Raw genomic sequence first — 20,928 nt, forward strand, 5'->3', positions numbered from 1 at the left:
CAGGTGGTCAATTACCTAAGTTTCAGGGAAAAAGTGCCTAATTCTCCCCCCCGATCCCTCCCATATCTGGCACTTTTTGATTTCAAAAAAGCCTAAAGATATTATCCAACAAGGTTTTTAGATTTATTAAGCAAACCCTAAATAAAAATAATCTCCTGACGACCGACTCCTGACTCCTGATAACTGATAACTGATAACTGATAACTGATCACTGATAACTGATCACTGATCACTGATAACTGATCACTGATTTGATAGCATAGGGGAGAACCTATAGAGAGTGAAGCAGTATGAGTGGCTATAAAGATTCTTCTTCCATGCGCTATTTCTTGGCAGGATTAAAACCCTTTGCCCAACCTTTATTTTGGCTACCGTTAGGAATATTTTCCTTGGCTCTCATGGCTTTCTGGGTATATCAACAGAATCCTCAATGGTTGGGTTCGGTATTAGATACCCCAGGAATGTCCTTGGAGGAACGGGAAATCCGGGCTGACCAGATTACCGATGCTCTTCCCCCCATTGCTGTACCACTGCCGGCCATTTCTGTCGATAATAATACCGCTCCTCTGAGGAAACCTTCCTCGACGGGGACTTTTGATCCTTTAAATACTAATCCCAATAACAACCAGGAACCCTCTTTATTCGCCCCGTTAATGCCGCAGACTAAGCCAAATCCAGTACCGAAGGCTAGTAAAAGTCTGCAACCGATTCAAGTGCAACCGATTAGTGGCAACAATAGCAATTATCCTTTACAAAGGGAAATCGAAAATCGCTTGCGGACTGCTAACTCGAATAATTCTCCTAATCTCAACCCCGGGGGCAACCCGAATCAAGTCAACCCCCAGGGAAATTATTCCCCTTATCAACAAAATGTTCCGCCCCTACCCTCCCAGAATAATACCAACCCTAACCCGGTCCCTGGCTCTAGCAACCAATCCAACTATTATCAACCCCCCGTATATCAGGCCCCCGTCTACGGCAATCAACCTAATGTCACTGGTTATCCTAATCAGGGAATGCCACCTAACAATAATGGCACCCCCAATCAAGTTCCCCCTCAAAGCACTAACCAAGGCTTCACCATTCAACAACCCATTAATGCCCGGCCTTCTGGTTACTAGAGGGACTTAGATAGGAGCTTGCAGGAAGTCTAATAAAATCGGATTAACTATTTCTGGGGCTTCATCCTGGGGACAGTGGCCTAAACCGGCTAAGGGGATAAACTGTTTTACTGTCGGGAATCGTGCTAATTCTTGGCCCAAGGACAAGGGTTCCCAGGGGTCCTCACTACCCCAAAGCAGAATAGCCGGACAGGGGAGAATCGGCAGTAGGTCTTCCGGCAGTGGTCCGCCAGAATAACCGGTAAAAGCGAGGAAAACCTCGATCGCTCCCTGATCTCTGGCGGGTTTTAAGATTATTTCTACTAATTCCTCCGTTACCGCTTCCGAGCGCCGATAAGCTTGCAGGAGAATTTTACGCACTGTCTGGGGTTTCGCAATCTGTTGGAAGAAAAAAGCGCCAATTGCTTTATTTTTAAGAATTATTTGGGCAATATCTGCGCCGAAACGACGATACCAGGGTAATTTCCCCCGTTTTCTTTCGTGCAGTAGTCGGAGGGAACAATTAATCGCCGCCACCCCAAGGACAAAATCGGGATGATCGACGGCAGCCTGCATAATAGCCACACAACCGATGGAATTACCCGCCAAAAAAGCAGGACCACCCACCACTTCCCGACAAAAATCGGCAATTTGCGCCCCCCAAGTCTCGAAAGTGTAATCGATCTGGTTTTTTGGTTCGGGTTTGTCGGAACCGCCAAAACCAATTAAATCTAGGGCAAAACAGCGACATTTTTCGCCTAAAACGGGGATATTTTTCCGCCAATGTCCCCAAGATGCCCCAAATCCATGCACAAGCACGATCGCAGGTCCTGTCTCCCCCGCACTTTGATAGGTGATTTTGAATCCCCGCCAATGCCAGATTTTTGCTTGTGTCTCTAATCCTAGAATTTGCTGCATACTTTTGTTTATCTGTAAAGTATTTGTTGCTTTTCTTAATATATACCGTCAGGTTAAGTGACGGCTAGGAAAGGGGAAGGACTGTATAGCGCGCCACTACATCTCAGAAAAAACCCCTTACAATAGAGACAAAAATGATCGGAGATCAATGGGGGTGAACGTCATGTTAGTGATTTTAACCGACGAACACATTCTCGATCCGGGTTCTGTCTGTCAGGGCTGTCTTTTAGCCAACCAGCAGGGGCAACCCCGGTGGCGAGAGGGTAAACTAGGCTGTGGTCACTCCTTGGGCAAAGGGGGCAGCCAACAGCCCAATCTCTACGAGTGTCAGATGGGCTTTACAATTGCTAATATTGAAGGCTAATCTGACTGGCTAAAAGCTCAACTTAGAGTTGAGTTAGGGGGATTTTCTTAGCACTCGGAGGAGAGAATCAAGGCTATTGCTAATCCCCAATTCAGCCTAGATACAATGACAATAATGGCTGAGGGTTTCGTAGCATTGATCGTAGGCTTTTTGGGCTTGGGTTAAAACATCGTCGGAAATTTTTATATCTAATTTTCTGGCTTGTTTAATAATTTTACCCGCTTTGATATTCTCGGAAGAATCTCCTATACCACGGCTGCCAGTGGTTTTTAAAACTCGATATTCTTCAGAAAATCCCGTTTTAGTATCGAGATGACTCTGTAAACTATTAAAGACCAATTGACTTTGGTTTAATACTTGATCGTGGGTGATAAATAAACTCTTTTCTTGGCTGTTAATTAAGCGAGCATAACTTTCTAAGGTGGCTAAACGACTGGTATAATAACCCAGAGCGTGCTGCTCGTTTTGATGGGGTTTAATATCTAAAATACTGGCTAAAGTGCGCTGTGGTTCTCGTAGTAAAAATATGGTCTTAACCGCATCAGATTGCAAAAAACTATGGTCTAAAAACTTCTGATCGTGAAGAACTTTATCTAAAATATATTTATGATTCATGTTTAAATCTTTCAAACGCCAGTAGAGTTGAAACATTAAAGTTTTAAAATCCTGTTCACTCTCATAAACCAGATGAGTTTCGCCAAAACCGATAATTTCAGGATTAGAATTGAGGATATGGGTCAATAAAGACGAACCCGATCGCATGTGGCTAAGAATAAATAAAACCTGATAGGGTTGGGGACGAAAGAGAATTTTATAGGGGTCTTTGGGTGTATCAATGCGTACCTGAAAATACTTATAAGTTAAACGATGGGTTAAACCCTGCCAAGATTGGGGTAAGCGATCGAGGGCTATAGTCATAGGTTAATCAGGAATTGTGTCAACTTGTCGCTAAGATTCCCCTATAATGTATCCCATTTAAGACCCAAACAAAAGTGAGGTTTATACAAAATGGGATTGCCAAGTTGTTCGCTCTGGTTTTTTACGGCGCGAACCGATGTCTGGTTTATGATGAACACTATTCCCCATCTAGTCAAAATGAGTCAGTTTCCCTTCCAGGAAAAGGTACTCGCTATTGATACGGCCCCTCTAAGCGGGGAAAAGGTTAATCGCCCCGGACTGGGTACAATGGAGGAGTTAAGAGCCTGTGGTGAAAAATTAGTTCAAGATGGCATAATCGATCGCCTAGTGGATTTTAACTACGATCCCAGCTATCGTCAGCGTATCTATCAAAAGCATTTCGGCAGTCCCCTCCGTTCCACCCATAACTACAAAGGTTATCCGATTTTCGGCTCGATCTTCAAAATCGAGGCATGTCGCAGTGATTATATGGTCCATTATGACAGTGACATGATGCTCTACCAAGAACCGGATTACAGTTGGATCCGCGAAGGGATCGAGTTAATGGAAACCCATCCAGAAATGATGTTTGTGCGTCCTTTGTCCGGTCCGCCGCGGCCCGATGGTACGATTGATTCTCCCCATCCTTGCACGAAAAATCCCGACGGATTCTATCAATTTAAATTTTTCGGTAGTCGTGCCTATTTACTTAATTGTCGTCGCTACGATCGCCTTTTACCGATGACCCCCCTCTGGCGCTCTTATAAAAATACCTTTCTCGATAATCTACCCGATGGTTTAAAAGCTTGGGGCAATATTTTGACCGGGAAAGGAAAACTTGACTCTTGGGAAATTATGGTTTCTCGCTCCCTAGAACAAAGCAACTATTATCGCGCCACTCTCACCAATCCCAAGGGTTGGACTTTGCACCCCAACGAGCGCTCTGCTGCTTTTAGGCAAGCTTGGCCTAGTATTATCGAAAAAATCGAAGCGGGTATTTACCCACCCCAACAAGCTGGTTATTATGACCTAATCTCGGAATTATGGTATTAAGAAAGCGTTAGTTCTCTAGATTTGAGGTGAGGCACTACTTAGAGATTGTTGATGAGGCGATCGCAGTTTAGATTTCATCGCACCGGTGCAGAAATACCGACAATCAGCAATTATCAGTGACTCTTAAATTGGTACAAAAATATCAACAATCATCTGTAAGCATCTCACAGTTAACCTAAGGCGCTCCGGGGTTTGGGGGGTAGAACCCACTAAAGCTTTGGATTGAGTGATAAAATCGGAAATAACACCCAATTTTAGCGGAGAGTTTCCCTTGAAAAATCCCCAACTTAGTAGATTGACAAAAATGAGATGCACCCAATCAAATTTATCTTAAGAAAATTAAAACTGAGAACTTATCGAGAGCTAGATGAAGCTTGAGAAGAGGCTTTTCAGTAAGTCTCGGAGCAAGATTTTCGTAATTGGTTCGCACCATCTTGCTCTTGTACCTCATCTATCTGAAACAACTCTAGATATATAAAATGTTCTAGGCTAAGGTTGAGGGGATGTGATATAATCTGCTCTTGCTTTCATCTACATATTTAAGTGATTTTGTCAAGAAAATGAGCGAATTAAAATCCCAAATCACAGCTATTGATCATCAACTTTCCAAACGTCCAATCGCTCTCGATCCCGCAGGATATTTTATTATTTATCTAGACCGAGAAGCTGGGTTAATCTGTGCCAAACATTACAGCAATATTATCAACGAAAAAGGTTTAGCCGTCGATCCAGAAACGGGAAAAGTTATCGGTGCTAGGCAAAAACTTGATCGCAATCCTGAGACTATTTACACCGCCAGGACTGCCAAAGAATTAGCCGTCAAAGTGATCGAAGAAACCCAACCTTGTCCGATTACTATGTTCGATCATGCTGCTTATTTAGGTCGAGAATTCACCCGCGCTGAATACGCTTTAATCACCGGGGAAGAATATATTCAGGATTAAAGATTGGGCTTTTCAGTGTTGCCAAAGGCACGGCGTAGCCGTCCAGTAAACAGTAAACAGGGATAAAGATGAAGATAAATAAATAACTTAAAACTTACATCTGATAACTGATAACTGATAACTGATAACTGATAACTGTTAAACCGTGCCTTTAAATAAACCTTGGGGACGGAATAATAACAGCAATATCATAATTAATAAAGCCACGGCTAATTTATAATCAGAACCAATTAAGGGAACACTAATTTCTTGGGCAACACCAATAATTAAAGCCCCAGCAATCGCTCCGTAGGGATTACCAATACCACCTAAAATAACGGACGCAAACATGGGTAAGATTAAAAACCAGCCCATATTGGGACGTACTCCCCCGGTAATTAACCCGAACATCCCTCCGGCTAAAGCAGTTAAAACTCCCGTAATTATCCATGTCCAGAAGACAACCCATTCGACGTTAATTCCGGTTACTCTAGCTAAATCGGTGCTGTCAGCTACGGCGCGCATCGCCTTACCGATCTTAGTTTTTTGCAATAACAAATGGAGGGCAATAATAACTATAATTGCCAAACCAATGACTAACAAGCGATCGAAAGCTACTTTAATCCCAAAAATTTCTGTAGCGGTCATCACAGGCAGATCGTAGCGTTGATTACTGCCGCCCCAGATCATTAAAATACCATTGCGAAGAAATAAAGCCAAACCGATCGAAATAATAATTAAAGTGGTAGAATCAGCCCGTCGATCGCGCATAGGTTTCCATAATAATCTCTCGGCAACGAGCATGGCAATAGCTGTCACCGCTGCCCCCACCAGCATCGCTAACCAGAGATTAATCCCTTGTGCATTTACCAGCCAAGTTATGTAAGCGCCCAAAGTCATAAAATCGCCGTGGGCAAAATTAGACAGACGCAAAATGCCACAGGTAAGGGTTAACCCAACAGCAGCCAGAGCAATAATACTGCCGACGGCTAAACCATTGAATAAAAGTTGCGGTGTATCCATCAAACCTCTTGTATAAATCAGAAATTGTCCTTAGAAATAGAAGTCAGGAGAGAGAAAATGAATTAACTTTTGTCTTTTACTTTATTTAGCTGAAAGCTGAGGGCCCTTTGCTTAAATATTTTTGTTTAGACCAAATTGCATGGCAGTATAAGCTTAGACAGCTATTATAAAGGTTTGTGTGCCAGCAATTTCTCGCAGCCGGCGAAAAGCTGACGGCGGATGGCTTACTGCTATAAAATCAAGAATGCCCACTGATGGAATTTTCCGCCAATGAAGACTATCTTTCGACTAGCGATCGCTTTTTTTGCCATACTATTTATCCTATCTCCTGTCAATGCCTTAGCAGCCAGTTCTGCTGCTGTCACAGGAGCCAATGCCAGTTATGAAAACCAGAATCTGACAGGAAAGGATTTTTCGGGACAAAATTTGCAATCTGCCCAATTTACTAACGTTAATCTGCAAGATTCTAACTTTAGTTCTGCCGATTTGCGCGGGGCAGTGTTTAACGGAGCCTCTATCATCGAAGGCAACTTTCATGGAGCGGACTTAACCAATGGGTTAGCCTATCTGAGTACCTTTAAAAATTCCGATTTAAGCGATGCTATTTTTGCCGAAGCGATCATGCTGCGTACCATTTTCGAGGGAGTAAACATCAACGGTGCTGATTTTAGTTTTGCAGTGCTTGACGCTCAACAAATCAAAAATCTCTGTGAAAGAGCCGAGGGTGTCAACTCAAAAACCGGCGTCTCTACCCCGGAATCTTTAGGATGTGATCAATGATGCAAACAAGGGTTGGTGTTATTGGTGGTGGACAATTAGCATGGATGATGGCACAGGAAGCCAAGAAATTAGGCATTTCTCTGATTGTACAAACACCACACCCCGACGATCCCGCCGTTGCTTTAGCTGACGGGGTTGTCTTCGCGGAAATAGCTGACGTGGAAGGCACAAAAAAACTAGCTCAACATTGTGATCTGATCACGTTTGAAAATGAGTTTGTTGATTTAGATGCCCTAGAAGAATTAGCGGCCACAGGAGTGAAATTCTATCCTAGTTTGGCAAATCTGCGCCCCCTATTGGATAAATACGAGCAAAGATGTTATTTACGCTCCCTAGGGTTGCCTGTGCCTGATTTTTGGGCGATAGATAATTTATCCCAATTAGAAAATTATCCTTTTCCGCTGGTGCTGAAAGCGCGACGACACGGTTATGATGGTCAAGGAACCTTTATTATCCGCACTCCTGAAGAATTAAACGCCAAAAAGCCGCAATTAGAGCGTCTTGACTTGATGTTAGAAGCTTATATTCCCTACGAGCGCGAATTAGCCATCGTTGCCGCTAGGGGATTAACCGGGGAAATCGTCACCTATCCCGTGGTGGAAACCTATCAAGAGGAGCAAGTCTGTCACTGGGTAATCGCTCCCGCCGCTCTTAACCAATCTTTACAAGCTCAAACCGAACCTATCGCCCATCATCTGTTAAGTAGTTTGTCGGCGGTGGGTGTTTTCGGGATTGAGTTATTTGTCACTTCTCAGGGAGAGGTATTGATTAATGAAATCGCTCCCCGTACCCATAATTCGGGTCATTACAGCCTCTCTGCCTGTCTTACCTCCCAATTTGCCCTACAACTGCAAGCAGTGGCTAATTTGCCCCTCGGAGCCACGGATTTAAAATCTGCTGGGGCAGTCATGGTTAATTTATTGGGTTTTGAGGATAGTGACGGCGATTATGGGGAAAAACGAGCAATTTTAGCGGCAATTCCAGACGCTCACGTTTTTTGGTATGGTAAAAAATCCCGTCCCGGTCGAAAATTAGGCCATGTCACCCTCTTAAGGGATACAAGCGATCGCTCTGAGTTATTGGCCCTAGCAAAGCAGATAGAAAAGCTTTGGTATGGTTGTTAGGGAATTATGAATTATGAATTATCAATTATCAATTGGGGAGTGGGGAGTATTTTCAGTAAACAGTAATCAGTGAACAGTAATCAGTAAACAGTGAACTGATAACTGATAACTGATAACTGATTCAGTAAACCCTAATTAAAAGACCTTTTTGATTGCCTCGGTCAGTTTTTGACTGATTAACTCGTTACCGTCTCGGCTGAGATGAATATTATCGCGATAGAGGGAATCAGGAGTAGGATGAGCTTGAAAAATGGGCAGAAAATCTAGATAAAAAATCTGCTGGTTGCTGGTGAAATCCGCTAGTCTTTGACGGGCTTTTAATTCATAATCTCGCCCCTGTTTTTGAGCTTCGCGAATGAGGGGGGTAATAGCGATAATTAAACGGGCTTGATTAGCCTGAGCAAGGGCTTGAATTTGGGCAAGAGCGGTTAAATTATTGCCCACTCGATCGCCTCCTTCTCGCACTGGTGGCAGGGGAGGATAACGCTTAAAATATCGATCGTATAATTCGATTAAAGCTAAAGCCGGCCGGCGAGCGGGATAATTAATTTCTCGTCCCACCACCGCCGAACTAGGAGCTAAAGCGAACAGATCATCAGTGTTCATTAATAACACAATCACCTGGGATTCAAAGGTGCCGAAACGTCTTAGATAGGCCAATTGATTGCGCGGTCCCCAAGAATTAGCGGAAGCATTGAGAACTTGCACTGAACCCGTCAGATTTTGTCCTAAATTTTTGGTGATTAAAGCAGCAATGGTCTCTTTTTGATCCGTCCACCAGGAGCCATTAGCGATCGAATCACCGATTAACATGATTCTCGTCGTCTCCGGAGGCCGTTGGGGTGTAATCGGATCGCTCCGCATCGAATACTGATTAACGGCGATAAAATTGGAAAACCGGCGCGTTTGTTGATTAGGAGCCAAAAGATAGCCAATTTCGGCATCAGCTTTGTAAATAAGCGGATTACCGAACCCGAAGACAATTCTTAAAATAGCCTCAAGGAGAAGGCCAAGGGCGAAAAGAACGCCTAGAATGATTAAAGACAGCCGAATGATACCAATTTCTAATAACACGGATAGATGAGAGTTCGCTAATTTATGATCCTAAAGTGTCTCATACTTTCCACATCCATCTCATGAAAAGGAGTTAAGGGCAATGTCAGACTTAAATCGTGGCATTATGAAATTCGAGGGAGCCGATAAACCGGCAGTAGTGGCGATATCGTCGATTATCGTTATCGGTAGTATTATTGCTCTGATCCTTTGGGCAATGAAAGTCGCCTACATCTAGTTAACTAGATTAATTTCGCTCACTTTTGGCATCACTCAGTTTAAGTTTCTTGCCATCACGATCTCACCTCTTGTCCCCTTGAGCCTGTAGGATAGGGTCAAGGGAGAAATTGCTAGTTCCCTCTATTGCGCTTGCTAGTCACACTCGACTCGAAACAGATCATCGATGAGCAGATCAACTTCTGTTTTAACAGAACTGTTGCAGTTACTCCCCCAATGGCGATCGCAGATGTACTTCAAAGTATCCCTGACCGCGCTATCCCACGCCATGGAGGATCAGGTTTTAGCGGAAGACGATCAACCATTAGTGATTGCCAGTTTTCAGCGTGAGCGCTTTTATCGTCAAGAGGCCCATCGCTATCGACGCATTGCCCACAAAAGCGGGCAAGTTTATGTTTTGTCGGCCCCAGAAACCGATTTTAAGCATAGTTCCGACGTTTACGAGACGATCGCTTTTCAACCGGAGGACAGTTTAGCCCAAGAATGGCATCTAGTGGTTATCGGTCGCCATTATGCTAGTTGTTTAATCTGTCGGGAGCGAACCCATCTGGTAGCCGAAGGGGAAAATAGGGCAGCTATGGATAATAATCGCCGTTTTGAGGGGATTTGGACGAGCGATCGCCATGTAAGTCAACAGGCGGCCCAAATTCTTTTAAATCATATTCTCGATTATCGTCCCGAACTGGCGGAGAAAATTAGGTGCGCCCAAGAAGAATACCTGATCTGTGAATTGACGGACAGGGATCATCAAGAGGAACCGGATCCCTTTGTCCAGCGATTGGTCACTTATTTGCAAGCGGGACAGTATAAACTGCTGAAAGCCAATCGTTCCTTGGCATCGAAAGAACACAAGGAAAGACTGATCAACTCGGTGATGGCGGCGATCCGTCGTTCCCTCGATCCGGAAGATATCCTCCAGGTGGCAGTGCAGAAATTGGGACAGGGATTGGGAGTCTGTCGCTGCGTGGTCTATCGTTGTAAGGAAGCCGACATTAACGCCACCATCGAACACGAATTTTTAAACTCCGGCATTAGTTCCATCAAAGGACAAAAATGGCCTCTGAAAAATAATCCTCTTTTTCAGGAAGCGCTGGAATTGAGAGAATCCCTGAAAATTGAAGACGCTATTCACGATCCCCGTCTCCCCGGCGATTCCATTCAAAATCTCGTGCGGGAATGTTCCATCTATTCCTGGTTATTAGTGCCGATTTTTTACCAAAGTCGTCTCTTGGGAATGTTGGAACTGCATCACTGTGGACCCTATACCACCACTTGGAAAAGCGAGGATGTCGCCCTGGTGGACGCGGTGGCCACTCAAATCGGAGTCGCCCTCATTCAAGCAGAAGCCTACGCTAATTTACAGGATTTAAACGAACAATTAGCCGCCCTCGATCGCACTCGTTCTAATTTAGTCGCCATTACCGGCCACGAATTACGCACCCCCCTCTCCACCATTCAAGTCTGTCTAGAAAGTTTGGCCTCGGAACCGGATATGCCGGCGGAAATGCGCCAAATTATGCTTGATACTGCCCTGAAAGATGCGGAACGAATGCGTAAATTAATCCAAGATTTTTTAACTCTGTCCAGGTTAGAAAGTGGCCGGGTTAATTGGAATCCCGAAGCTTTATCTTTATCGGAATGTGTGGAATTAGCCATCAGTCACGTTCACTCCTGCAATCTCGACAACGAAAACCCAAAAATTATCAATCTTGTCCCCCCTAATCTGCCCTTTGTTTTAGCCGATGGCGAGTGGTTAGTGGAATTACTCTCCAAACTTCTCGATAATGCCTGTAAGTTTACCGGACGGGAGGGAAATGTCTCGATCGAAGTCGCTTCGGGAAAACCAAAAACTCTAGAAGTAACCATTTCTGACACTGGACGCGGGATCGAACCCAATCGTTTAGAACAGGTTTTTGATCGCTTTTACCAAGAGGAGGGGGCCCTGCGACGCAGTGCCGGGGGAACCGGTTTAGGACTGGCTATCTGTCGTCAGATTGTCAATGGTTGGGGCGGCGAAATTTGGGCAGAATCTAGGGGCAAAAATCACGGCAGTCAGTTTCATTTTACTATTCCAATATTTAAAGATAAAACTAACGATAATCCCAAAAATACCGCTCCGAAAAAATCCTCCCGTCGTCCGGCTAGTAAACGTAAATAGCGGCTGGTTGCCCGTTTAGTTTTTGCTCTTTACTCGTGACTTCCTATTCCTTTTCTTCATCAAAAACTAAACAAAAAAGCATTAAAAAAGAAGCATCAAATCCCCAGGATATATAATAAACTTAAAAGAGTAATCAATTAGTCGTTTTTAGGTGAAAAAATTATGGGACGCGCCAAGAGAGTGGTTTTAGCTTATTCCGGAGGAGTCGATACTTCCGTCTGTATTCCCTATCTCAAACAGGAATGGGGAGTAGAAGAAGTGATTACCCTAGCCGCCGATTTAGGACAGGGAGACGAGTTAGGACCGATTCAAGAAAAGGCCCTGCGCTGCGGAGCGATCGAATCCTTAGTGGTCAATGCTCAAGAAGAATTCGTCAAAGAATACGCTTTTCCCTCAATTCAAGCTAATGCTCTCTACGAAAATCGTTATCCCCTTTCTACCGCCCTGGCTCGTCCTTTAATCGCTAAATTATTAGTAGAGGCCGCCGAGAAATACGGGGCCGATGCCGTCGCTCACGGTTGCACCGGCAAAGGTAACGATCAAGTGCGTTTTGATGTGGGCATTATGGCCCTCAATCCTAGTTTAAAAGTTCTCGCTCCCGCCCGGGAATGGGGCATGAGCCGGGAAGAAACCATCGCCTACGGGGAAAAATTCGGGATCGAGTCTCCCGTGAAAAAATCCTCGCCTTTTAGTATCGATCGTAACCTGTTGGGCCGCAGTATTGAAGCAGGTCCCTTGGAAGATCCGATGACGGAACCCCCGGAAGAAATCTATTTAATGACCAAAGCGATCGCCGATACTCCCAATGAGCCGGAATACGTCGATATCGGTTTTAATCAGGGGATTCCTGTCAGTTTAAACGGAGAAAATCTCGCTCCCGTCACGCTCATTAGTCAATTAAATGACCTAGTGGGTAAACACGGTGTTGGTCGGTTAGATATGATCGAAAACCGGGTAGTGGGAATTAAATCCCGAGAAATTTACGAGGCCCCGGCTTTATTAGTTTTAATTGATGCTCACCGGGACTTAGAAAGTTTGACTTTAACTGGAGATGTTACCCAATATAAACGGGGAATTGAAGAGACCTACGGACAGTTAATTTATAAAGGATTGTGGTACAGTCCCTTAAAGGAAGCGATCGATGCTTTTATCCTCAAAACCCAAGAACAGGTAACGGGATCGGTGCGAGTGAAACTGTTTAAAGGTAACGCTAAAGTGGTCGGTCGTCAGTCAGTCAATTCCATCTATTCTCCCGATTTAGCTACCTACGGAGCCGAGGATCAATTTGATCATAAAGCTGCCGAAGGTTTCATCTATGTTTGGGGATTACCCAGCAAAGTTTGGGCCGAAAAAACTAGAGGGAAGTAATCAACAATTCTCCCCTAAGTAAGTGGGTTTTAATTCAGATCCCCCCAGCGATCAACGCCCCCCTTATCAAGGGGGGAAGGGGGGATCAACATCCTTATCAAGGTAGGGTTGATTCATGAATCAATCCCCAAGGTAGGGTTAATTCATGAATTAACCCTACTATGGGGGAAGGGGGTATCAGCGCCCTTATAAAATTAAATATAAAGATGCTGAATTTTTGCTGATTTAGCAGCCGAAAAACCTTTGGATGCTCAAAGAAATGGACGTAAAATTGTTGTGGAAATCAAAAGCTTTTTAATACTAAATCCGTTGAGTAACGCACAGAAAACGGGTTTCTCGGAGAAACCCGTTTTCTACTCATGCACTCATGCAAAAAGGGGAATAAATAATCAGTCTTTAATAACCAGATTTAGTATAAGTCCCTAGCTTTAGGACAATATATTTTATATCGAAATTTAATCAGTCTTACCGAACCAGAATATCAAATTTATCTAGCCATTAAAGACAGCATTTATGAAAATTTTTTCCAACGAGAATCAATTCAGGCTATTGTGAAAATAAATCAATTACTTTTGCTGGTTGTTGAGATGGAAAAGGAGAAAATTTTACAATGGATAGACTAGAAAAATATCGCAATGCCATTAAAAAAGTATTAACAGAATATCACGAATGGGTTTCTGGTTCTGCTAATTTAGATCAAGAAAGTTGTCTGGTTTTTGACGAGATACATGATCAGTATTTTTGGCTTTTTATGGGTTGGGAAGGCAAGAAAAAAATCAGGAATATTCAAGTCCATATTAGGATTAAAAATGAGAAGATTTATATTGAGGAGGATTGGACAGAGGAAGGTATCGCTACGGAATTATTAAGGGAGGGTATTTCTAAAGAAGATATAGTTTTAGCCTTTTATGATCTGGAAACTCGTAAGTTAACTGGGTTTGCTGTGAGTTAAGTTATCGGTAAATCTTGCCTGGAAATCTGAGGTTTATAAAAGATATGGGATAGAACCTTAAATGAGCTATTCTGTTACTTTTGAACCAGTTTATCCTTATGGGTAACAAGAATTTGAGCTATAATCATAATATCTCTATAACCCCACATAAAAAAGGCTTATGGCCATTTCAATTACTTTAACCCTACCTGATGAGATTTTTAATCTAGCTCAATCCTTAGCCCATTCAATTAACCGTGATCTTAATGATATATTAGTAGAAGCGATCGCTTTTTCTATTAGTCCCAATTATCAAGGCGAAAAAATCTCATCCCTAAATTCATTATCAGATGAAGAAATTATCAAATTAACTCAATTACAAATGGCATCAGAACAGGATCAAAGATTAAGCGAGTTGCTCAATCAACAACAAGAGAGGGATTTATCAACCTTTGAAAATAGGGAACTTTGGTCATTGATGCAAATTTATCAAATAAACTTGTTAAAGAAGTCTCAAGGATTAAATGAAGCGGTTAAAAGAGGATTAATTTCACCCTTAGAAGCATGAATCCTAGCCCTATTCCCGACTATATTAAAGATAAAATTCGCCAACAAGCTAACAATCGCTGTGGGTATTGTTTAAGTTTACAAAAATATGTGTTAGGATTGCTGGAGATTGAACATATCATTCCTAAAGCTAAAGGGGGAAGCGATGATGAACATAATCTCTGGTTAGCTTGTCGTTTATGCAATGGCTATAAGGGCAGACAAACCGAAGCAAAAGACCCAGAAACTGAGCAAATTGTTCCCCTTTTTAATCCAAGAAAACAAATATGGTCAGAACATTTTCAATGGAGTCAAGAGGGAACACAAATTTTAGGAAAAACCCCTTGTGGACGTGCAACGGTTATGGCATTAAAACTCAATAATTTGATTGCCACCACAGTTAGACAACAATGGATCTTAGCAGGATGGCATCCCCCTAAAATTTAACTTCAAAACCAAAGCAGTTCATTTTGATCATTTCGGTCAACGAAATAAGTAGAGGTAGAACCTCGCTTATCTGCATTCCAAGCTATAACCTTGCAACCAGTCAAAAATATTTATATAACCCAAAACTATCTTAAATATAAAAATCAATAAAAAATCATGATTAAATAACCCTTGACTTCCCCCCCCTTTGTGATATTTTCGTTGCAGGATATTGGCGCAAAACTAGCGTTAAATATGACCATAATTTTCTCCTATTACTGTCATCGAATCCATGAAAAAATTACTGACAATTTTAACCCCCTTGACTCTGATGGGTTTAGCTGGGATTGCTCCTGCTCAAGCGGCAATAGTAGCTGGTTGGAGTCAATTTAATGCTTCTACGGCAACCTATCCCAAAGCGGCGGATAATGTGGGTGCGAATATAACCAGCACTGGGTTAGATACCGCCGGGATAAATCGGCTGGATGATTCTGTATTCTTGTTGGGTAGTTTGGGTTCTGGCGGTTGGAATACAGGTAGCACTGTTGATACCAACCAATACGTGGAATTTGCCGTACAACCCGGTGCAGGTTTTCAGGTCGATTTTACTAATACCAATTCTCCAAAATCTGACTACAAATAGTGTAGAATATCATCTTAGTAGAGTTAAAGGAAAAATATGGCAGGAGTTTCTAAGATAGAAATCAGAGAAAGCGAAGCAGAACTCAAGGAACTGCTCAGACAAGAAAAAACTGGTTCAGGAAAAGAAAGAATACAAGTATTGTACTTATTAAAGACAAAAAAGGCAAAAACGGTGACAGAAGCCGCCGAAATGATCGGGAGAAACAGAGTCACCGTACAAGATTGGGTAGGAAAATACCGTCAAGGGGGATTAGAAAAATTATTGTCGAAAAAAGTGGGTACAGGAAGACCAAGAAAAGTTCCCCAATGGGCAGAAAAAGCCTTAGAAAAAAGATTAAAAGAAAACCAAGGGTTTGATAGTCAGGTCGAGATTTGTGAATGGTTAGAGAAAAAAATAGGGATAAAAGCAAAGTATAAAACCGTTCATAAATTAGTATATTATAGACTAAAAGCGTCACCAAAAATAGCGAGACCAAAAAGCCTAGAGCAGTCAGAAGAAAGGTTAGAGTATTTTAAAAAAACTTCTTAGAAAACCTGGCAATGCTGAGTTGGGTGGCAATGATAATGATGGGATTAGAGGGAAAAATTCGCTTTTTATGTGAAGATGAAACTCGAATAGGACTGAAGACTATCAGTGGCAGAAAAATCACAGCAAAAGGGATAAAACCTTATGGGAAGGTGCAGTGGAAATTTCAAGCAACTTATATATATGGAGTGGTAGAGCCGAAGACAGGAGAGCATTTTTTTTACGAATTCACTCATTTAAACAGTCAATGTTTTCAGATATTTTTAGAGTTAGTTGCTGAACATTTTGCCGATAGTATTTTAATCATCCAGTTAGATAATGCTCGATTTCATAAGGCGAAAAAGTTAAAAATTCCCGACAACATTATACTGATATTTCAACCGCCCTATTGCCCTGAATCCAATCCAATTGAACAGATTTGGCAATACTTAAAGAAGGGATTGAGATGGAAATTACCAGCTTCTTTAGATGAATTAAGAGAATTAATTACCGAGAGACTGAAAGTTATGACCCAGAAGGTAATTGCTTCGATTACAGGACGTGCTTATATTCTTGAGGCTTTATCTGTAGTCGGTATTTAGAGAATTGGTATAACTTACAACTCGATGCGAGGCATGATGAAAACCAGCTAAATTTGGTCTTGCGCTCTAGTGTTGATGGGTTCACCAGTAATTTAGGGACACAAGTTAGCTTAACAACTAGCTTTAATACCTACAGCTTTGACCTAAGCAGTTTAGCACCCCAAACCGGCCCGGTGCAGTTCCGTCTCTATGGACTGAATGCTAACTCCTTCGGTGTCTACTTCTATGCTGGAAACTCCGCTAATGTTGCCGGGGGTGGGTTTGTGGCTCTTAATGGGGATATCACTCCTACTGGTGGCGGTGCTGTATCAACCCCGGAACCTAGTGGTATAGTGAGTTTAATCGCTGTTGGTGCGTTGGGTGCCGCTTCCCTTCGTCGTCGGGGATAAATTATCCTTGGCAGGGGCAACTACAGAGGGGTTGCCCCGATATCTTGATATAATCGGGAGTGATAGGTCAATTATCTTTTCTGAATAGGGGCAAATATGCAGATAAAAGACATGACTCCCCAAGAGTTACAAAGTTTAATCCGTAATACAGTAGATGATACTCTAGATGAATACTTTGGTGATCCAGATGAGGGAAAACAAGTTAAGGAATCTTTTAAAGAAAAGTTATTAGAAATCCGACAAAAAAGACTACAAGGAAGAGCGACTATTCCCGCAGCTGAGGTGGATAAAAGATATGGGATAGAACCTTAAATGAGCTATTCTGTTACTTTTGAACCAGAGTCGATAACTGATTTAGATTTGATCACAGATTTTATCAGACTGAGGATTCTTAATAAAATTAAATGGTTAGCTATCAACTTTGAACAGATAACTCCCCTACCTCTTACGAGAGAATGGTCAGGGTTTTACAAATTAAGAGTAGGAGATTATCGGGTTATTTATGAATTTGATCGAGAGAGTAGGATAATTATTATTGTTAGAGTAGGTCATAGAAGTGAAGTTTATGACTAAATACCTACTAAAATAATTGGGATCAGCAATAAGCTAAGATACATTTTAACCGCCTATCCTTATGATAGCGAGATTATTTTCTAGTAAAAATTGCCAAAAATAGCCCAATTATTGACAAAATTATGGCAGCATAAATCGATCGGTAGCCCTGATTAATTACGGCACGGCATATAATAAAAAACGGTCTCCCTAAACCAGTTGCCAAAATCGCCGCCATGGACAGTCAATTACTTGATAAACTCGGACAATTACAAAACCTCTTAAAAACCAGTGAAAAAGCCTTGATTGCCTATTCTGGGGGCGTGGATAGTACCCTAGTGGCAAAAGTGGCTTATGATCTGCTAGGGAGTCAAGCATTGGCAATTACGGCGGTTTCCCCTTCCCTACTGCCGGAAGAATTGGAAGAAGCGATCGCCCAAGCCGATTATATCGGTATTCTGCACGAATTGGTGGAAACAGAGGAAATGAATAACCCCAATTACACCAGTAATCCCGTTAATCGCTGTTATTTCTGCAAAAGTGAGCTACACGACACCCTTAAACCCATCGCTCTCGCTCGTGGTTATTCCTACGTCATCGATGGCGTTAATGCTGATGATTTAAGGGATTATCGCCCCGGGATTCAAGCCGCTAGGGAACGCGGCGCTCGTTCACCTTTGGCGGAAATTGCTATCACAAAAAGCGAAGTTCGTCAACTATCTCGTTACTTAAATTTACCTTGGTGGGATAAACCAGCGCAACCCTGTTTAAGTTCCCGTTTTCCCTACGGGGAGGAAATTAACCTGGAGAAATTGCAAAGAGTCGGACGGGCGGAGATTTATCTGCGAAAATTAGGTTATCGTCAATTACGGGTGCGATCGAGCGGCGATACGGCACGGATTGAATTACCGGCAGCAGAAATTCCCGACTTTATTAATCGGACAAATTTAAGCGAATTAGTCGCTGATCTGCAAAAATTAGGCTTTATCTATGTCACCCTCGATCTAGAAGGTTATCAAAGCGGCAAGCTTAATCGAGTCCTCTAGTTCAGCAGTAAACAGTGAACAGTAAACAGTGGACTGAAAACTCAAATCTGCTCTAACAGCGTTGGGTTTCATGCTTCAACCGTTCGGCTGAGCTCACGGCCGAAGCCCAACCTACGTTCTGCTCTAACAGTTATCTTAATGGTGAGGTACGAAGTTTTCCTTTTGGGGAGCCAGTCGTCGGTGGTCAATACCAAACAGGGTTATACTTCATCTCAGCGAGAAAGGCTGTAACGGATAACTGGTCACTGATAACCGGTCACTGATAACTGATAACTGGTCACTGATAACTGATAATTGGTCACTCGATCAGATATATTAAAAAAATGTTAAAAAGCCGGGGAGCGGACTGATGAACCTTTTTCTGGGGTTCCTAAGTCTTTACCCCTAAACCCCCAATTCCCAAGGCGAGGATAGATGAGTCAACTACAAAATGCCTTTACCCTATTCCTGAGCCTGTTGGTGGAAGCGATGCCTTTTTTACTGCTAGGGGTGATTCTCTCTAGTATTCTTTTAATATTTGTCGATGAACGTCGCCTAGTTGCCTTGATGCCTCGAAATGCTGTTTTAGGAGCATTTGTGGGGGGATGTATTGGTTTTTTGTTTCCCGTCTGCGAGTGTGGCAATGTACCGGTGGCGCGACGTTTACTTGTGCAAGGAATGCCGAATGCAGTAGCGGTTAGTTTTCTCTTAGCAGCGCCGACAATTAACCCGATTGTTATCTGGTCCACTTGGGTAGCTTTTCGCGATCAACCGGAAATTGTTTTCTATCGAGTTATCTTTTCTTTGTTCATCGCTACGGTTATCGGTATTATCTTTAGTATCCAAAAAGATCCCCGACCGCTCCTCCAAACCTCTTTGGCAAAAAGTCTCAATTGGCAACCGCAAACACCGGAAAAAGAATCTATCCCACTACTACTACAATCTGGTTCTTTTCTGATCGGTAATTCTGGCAAAACTTTGCGCTTAGACGAAAGTTTTGCCGCCACTGCTGTCCTACCAGCAGTGCAAGCTATCCCGATGAAAAGGCGCTGGTTAACTTTTCTGGAAAACGTGGTGATGGAATTACGCGAATTAGGAGGAGTGTTAATCTTAGGAAGTGCTATAGCGGCCGGTTTACAGGTGTTTGTTCCCCGGGAATTTGTTCTTAATTTGGGTCAGGATCCGATTACTTCGATCTTGGCAATGATGCTGTTAGCTGTCATTGTTTCGATTTGTTCCACGGTTGATTCTTTTTTTGCCCTCTCCTTTGCCTCTAGTTTTACCAGTAGTTCCCTGCTGGCTTTTCTAGTGTTCGGTCCGATGATTGACCTGAAAGGGATTGGTTTAATGTTGTCTATTTTTAAACCGAGAATGTTAATTTATCTCTTTGCTTTAGCAGCGCAAATGACTTTTTTACTCACCTTAGCTCACAGTTATTTATTTTAGGTCAGTTCCTTGATAGTTTTTCCCATGAATTCATCACGTCTAAAAATAATCGCCCCCCAATTTATCGATATTATTGCCCTAATCGGTTGGGGTTCGTTACTATTTAAATACTGGATAACTGGACAGTTAAATTTACTGATCCATCCTAATTATTTTTTTCTGGTTCTCATCACCAGTATTGCTTTATTTGTTCTGGGAATAGTCAAGCTTTGGACATTATTAAAGCAGTGGCAAAAAAAGATTAATTTAGATAGTAACGATAATCGATCGCATATTACCATTCTTCCTCAACATTTTGGCTCAGGTTTATTAGTAATCACTGCCCTTTTAGGCCTATTTATCGCCCCGCAGCCCCTCAGCAGTCAAATCGCATTACAGAGGGGAATTAGTGAATCTTTACCCCTAACTCGCGTGCAAACTCAATCCTTTGGCACTACCGTTAAACCAGAGGAAAAAAGTTTAATTGAATGGGTAAGAACTTTGAATGCTTACCCCGAACCTGATGCTTACACGGGACAACCGGTAAAAGTCACAGGTTTTGTGGTGCAATTGCCCCAATTACTCGATAATTATTTATTAATTAGTCGCTTTATCCTTACCTGTTGTGCCGTGGATGCTTATCCCGTGGGTTTACCGGTGAAACTATCAGGAAGTCGCGGTCAATATCCCAATGACACTTGGTTAGAAATCACCGGAGAAATGGCCACGGAATCCTTACCCGTAGAGGTAGGAAAATCAACCACCAGAAGACAATTAGTAATTAAGGCTAAATCCGTGAAATCTATACCCACTCCTATGGATCCCTACGGATATTAATAGTTATCAGTTATCAGTTATCAGTGACCAGTGAGCAGTTGTTGTTATTA

General features: G+C 42.5%; 24 protein-coding genes and 3 pseudogenes. 23 read left to right on the forward strand and 4 right to left on the reverse strand.

The features are described 5' to 3' along the window. Positions 1 to 290 precede the first annotated feature (290 nt). Complete coding sequence (locus O9334_RS00005; protein WP_045359267.1) at positions 291 to 1,121, forward strand: hypothetical protein; 831 nt, start codon at positions 291 to 293, stop codon at positions 1,119 to 1,121. 6 nt (positions 1,122 to 1,127) lie between these two features. Here the strand turns inward: O9334_RS00005 and O9334_RS00010 are convergent, their stop codons facing one another. Then, on the reverse strand, positions 1,128 to 2,018 hold the full coding sequence (locus O9334_RS00010) for an alpha/beta fold hydrolase (RefSeq protein ID WP_045359269.1): 891 nt from the start codon (positions 2,016 to 2,018) through the stop codon (positions 1,128 to 1,130). Positions 2,019 to 2,181: 163 nt separating this feature from the next. Between O9334_RS00010 and O9334_RS00015 the strand changes: the two genes are divergently transcribed. Next, positions 2,182 to 2,382: a hypothetical protein gene (locus tag O9334_RS00015; RefSeq protein WP_002769558.1), complete on the forward strand. Its 201-nt coding sequence runs from the start codon at positions 2,182 to 2,184 to the stop codon at positions 2,380 to 2,382. Between the two features lie 96 nt (positions 2,383 to 2,478). On the opposite strand, the gene O9334_RS00020 is transcribed toward O9334_RS00015, so the two are convergent. Then, positions 2,479 to 3,300: a sulfotransferase family protein gene (locus tag O9334_RS00020; RefSeq protein ID WP_045359273.1), complete on the reverse strand. Its 822-nt coding sequence runs from the start codon at positions 3,298 to 3,300 to the stop codon at positions 2,479 to 2,481. Positions 3,301 to 3,390: 90 nt separating this feature from the next. Here O9334_RS00020 and O9334_RS00025 point away from each other — a divergent pair, with 90 nt between their 5' ends. After that, entirely contained in the window at positions 3,391 to 4,332 is a 942-nt protein-coding gene (locus O9334_RS00025; protein ID WP_045359274.1) for a hypothetical protein, read from the forward strand. Between the two features lie 560 nt (positions 4,333 to 4,892). Further along, the gene (locus O9334_RS00030; protein ID WP_045359276.1) at positions 4,893 to 5,276 is read left to right on the forward strand and encodes a DUF4346 domain-containing protein; all 384 of its coding nucleotides are present in this window, start codon (positions 4,893 to 4,895) and stop codon (positions 5,274 to 5,276) included. A gap of 138 nt (positions 5,277 to 5,414) precedes the next feature. On the opposite strand, the gene O9334_RS00035 is transcribed toward O9334_RS00030, so the two are convergent. Continuing rightward, positions 5,415 to 6,278: a branched-chain amino acid ABC transporter permease gene (locus O9334_RS00035; protein WP_045359277.1), complete on the reverse strand. Its 864-nt coding sequence runs from the start codon at positions 6,276 to 6,278 to the stop codon at positions 5,415 to 5,417. Between the two features lie 270 nt (positions 6,279 to 6,548). On the opposite strand from O9334_RS00035, the gene O9334_RS00040 reads away from it, so the two are divergent. Next, positions 6,549 to 7,058, forward strand: a complete 510-nt coding sequence (locus O9334_RS00040) for a pentapeptide repeat-containing protein (protein WP_045359278.1) — start codon at positions 6,549 to 6,551, stop codon at positions 7,056 to 7,058. Beyond that, entirely contained in the window at positions 7,055 to 8,182 is a 1,128-nt protein-coding gene (locus tag O9334_RS00045; RefSeq protein WP_287998192.1) for a 5-(carboxyamino)imidazole ribonucleotide synthase, read from the forward strand. Before O9334_RS00040 ends, O9334_RS00045 begins: the two co-directional genes overlap by 4 nt. Before the next feature lie 135 nt (positions 8,183 to 8,317). Here O9334_RS00045 and O9334_RS00050 read toward each other — a convergent pair whose 3' ends face one another. Then, on the reverse strand, positions 8,318 to 9,256 hold the full coding sequence (locus O9334_RS00050; protein WP_190380163.1) for an SGNH/GDSL hydrolase family protein: 939 nt from the start codon (positions 9,254 to 9,256) through the stop codon (positions 8,318 to 8,320). Between the two features lie 82 nt (positions 9,257 to 9,338). Between O9334_RS00050 and O9334_RS00055 the strand changes: the two genes are divergently transcribed. The 17 genes and pseudogenes from O9334_RS00055 (at position 9,339) to O9334_RS00135 (ending at position 20,878) form a co-directional block, all read left to right on the forward strand. Next, positions 9,339 to 9,473 carry a hypothetical protein gene (locus O9334_RS00055; protein ID WP_002736350.1) on the forward strand — a complete coding sequence of 45 codons (135 nt, stop codon included), beginning with the start codon at positions 9,339 to 9,341 and terminating at the stop codon, positions 9,471 to 9,473. A gap of 165 nt (positions 9,474 to 9,638) precedes the next feature. Then, the gene (locus tag O9334_RS00060) at positions 9,639 to 11,630 is read left to right on the forward strand and encodes a DICT sensory domain-containing protein (protein WP_190380162.1); all 1,992 of its coding nucleotides are present in this window, start codon (positions 9,639 to 9,641) and stop codon (positions 11,628 to 11,630) included. Positions 11,631 to 11,792: 162 nt separating this feature from the next. After that, positions 11,793 to 12,998 (forward strand): argininosuccinate synthase, encoded by a 1,206-nt coding sequence (locus O9334_RS00065; protein ID WP_008197419.1) that lies wholly within the window; start codon positions 11,793 to 11,795, stop codon positions 12,996 to 12,998. A 243-nt stretch (positions 12,999 to 13,241) separates the two neighbouring features. Next, the gene (locus O9334_RS00070; RefSeq protein ID WP_072024829.1) at positions 13,242 to 13,424 is read left to right on the forward strand and encodes a hypothetical protein; all 183 of its coding nucleotides are present in this window, start codon (positions 13,242 to 13,244) and stop codon (positions 13,422 to 13,424) included. An 11-nt stretch (positions 13,425 to 13,435) separates the two neighbouring features. Continuing rightward, positions 13,436 to 13,621 (forward strand): annotated as a pseudogene (locus O9334_RS00075) (element excision factor XisH family protein); the annotation flags it as partial. Then, positions 13,609 to 13,950 carry a XisI protein gene (locus tag O9334_RS00080; RefSeq protein WP_002793145.1) on the forward strand — a complete coding sequence of 114 codons (342 nt, stop codon included), beginning with the start codon at positions 13,609 to 13,611 and terminating at the stop codon, positions 13,948 to 13,950. The pseudogene O9334_RS00075 and the gene O9334_RS00080, both read left to right, overlap by 13 nt. Before the next feature lie 160 nt (positions 13,951 to 14,110). After that, positions 14,111 to 14,497, forward strand: coding sequence for a hypothetical protein (locus O9334_RS00085; RefSeq protein ID WP_045359286.1), 387 nt, complete (start codon positions 14,111 to 14,113; stop codon positions 14,495 to 14,497). Next, entirely contained in the window at positions 14,494 to 14,922 is a 429-nt protein-coding gene (locus tag O9334_RS00090; protein WP_045359288.1) for an HNH endonuclease, read from the forward strand. The genes O9334_RS00085 and O9334_RS00090 overlap by 4 nt, the downstream gene beginning before the upstream one ends. Before the next feature lie 271 nt (positions 14,923 to 15,193). Next, positions 15,194 to 15,514, forward strand: a pseudogene (locus tag O9334_RS00095) (PEP-CTERM sorting domain-containing protein); the annotation flags it as partial. A 66-nt stretch (positions 15,515 to 15,580) separates the two neighbouring features. Then, positions 15,581 to 16,072 carry a helix-turn-helix domain-containing protein gene (locus tag O9334_RS00100; RefSeq protein ID WP_045359021.1) on the forward strand — a complete coding sequence of 164 codons (492 nt, stop codon included), beginning with the start codon at positions 15,581 to 15,583 and terminating at the stop codon, positions 16,070 to 16,072. 11 nt (positions 16,073 to 16,083) lie between these two features. After that, a complete protein-coding gene (locus O9334_RS00105; RefSeq protein ID WP_080754277.1) occupies positions 16,084 to 16,650 on the forward strand; it encodes an IS630 family transposase in 567 nt (188 codons plus the stop codon). An 11-nt stretch (positions 16,651 to 16,661) separates the two neighbouring features. Then, positions 16,662 to 17,039 (forward strand): annotated as a pseudogene (locus tag O9334_RS00110) (PEP-CTERM sorting domain-containing protein); the annotation flags it as partial. Between the two features lie 96 nt (positions 17,040 to 17,135). Further along, on the forward strand, positions 17,136 to 17,351 hold the full coding sequence (locus O9334_RS00115) for a hypothetical protein (protein WP_045359291.1): 216 nt from the start codon (positions 17,136 to 17,138) through the stop codon (positions 17,349 to 17,351). Beyond that, positions 17,352 to 17,612, forward strand: a complete 261-nt coding sequence (locus tag O9334_RS00120) for a type II toxin-antitoxin system RelE family toxin (RefSeq protein ID WP_002780565.1) — start codon at positions 17,352 to 17,354, stop codon at positions 17,610 to 17,612. A 215-nt stretch (positions 17,613 to 17,827) separates the two neighbouring features. Beyond that, complete coding sequence (gene larE, locus O9334_RS00125; protein WP_045359292.1) at positions 17,828 to 18,637, forward strand: ATP-dependent sacrificial sulfur transferase LarE; 810 nt, start codon at positions 17,828 to 17,830, stop codon at positions 18,635 to 18,637. A gap of 414 nt (positions 18,638 to 19,051) precedes the next feature. Then, entirely contained in the window at positions 19,052 to 20,062 is a 1,011-nt protein-coding gene (locus O9334_RS00130) for a permease (RefSeq protein WP_045359294.1), read from the forward strand. Between the two features lie 24 nt (positions 20,063 to 20,086). Further along, positions 20,087 to 20,878: a TIGR03943 family putative permease subunit gene (locus O9334_RS00135; protein WP_287998214.1), complete on the forward strand. Its 792-nt coding sequence runs from the start codon at positions 20,087 to 20,089 to the stop codon at positions 20,876 to 20,878. Positions 20,879 to 20,928 lie beyond the last annotated feature (50 nt).

The organism is Microcystis sp. LE19-8.1F (assembly GCF_027531715.1).
Taxonomy (GTDB): Bacteria; Cyanobacteriota; Cyanobacteriia; order Cyanobacteriales; family Microcystaceae; genus Microcystis; species Microcystis wesenbergii_A.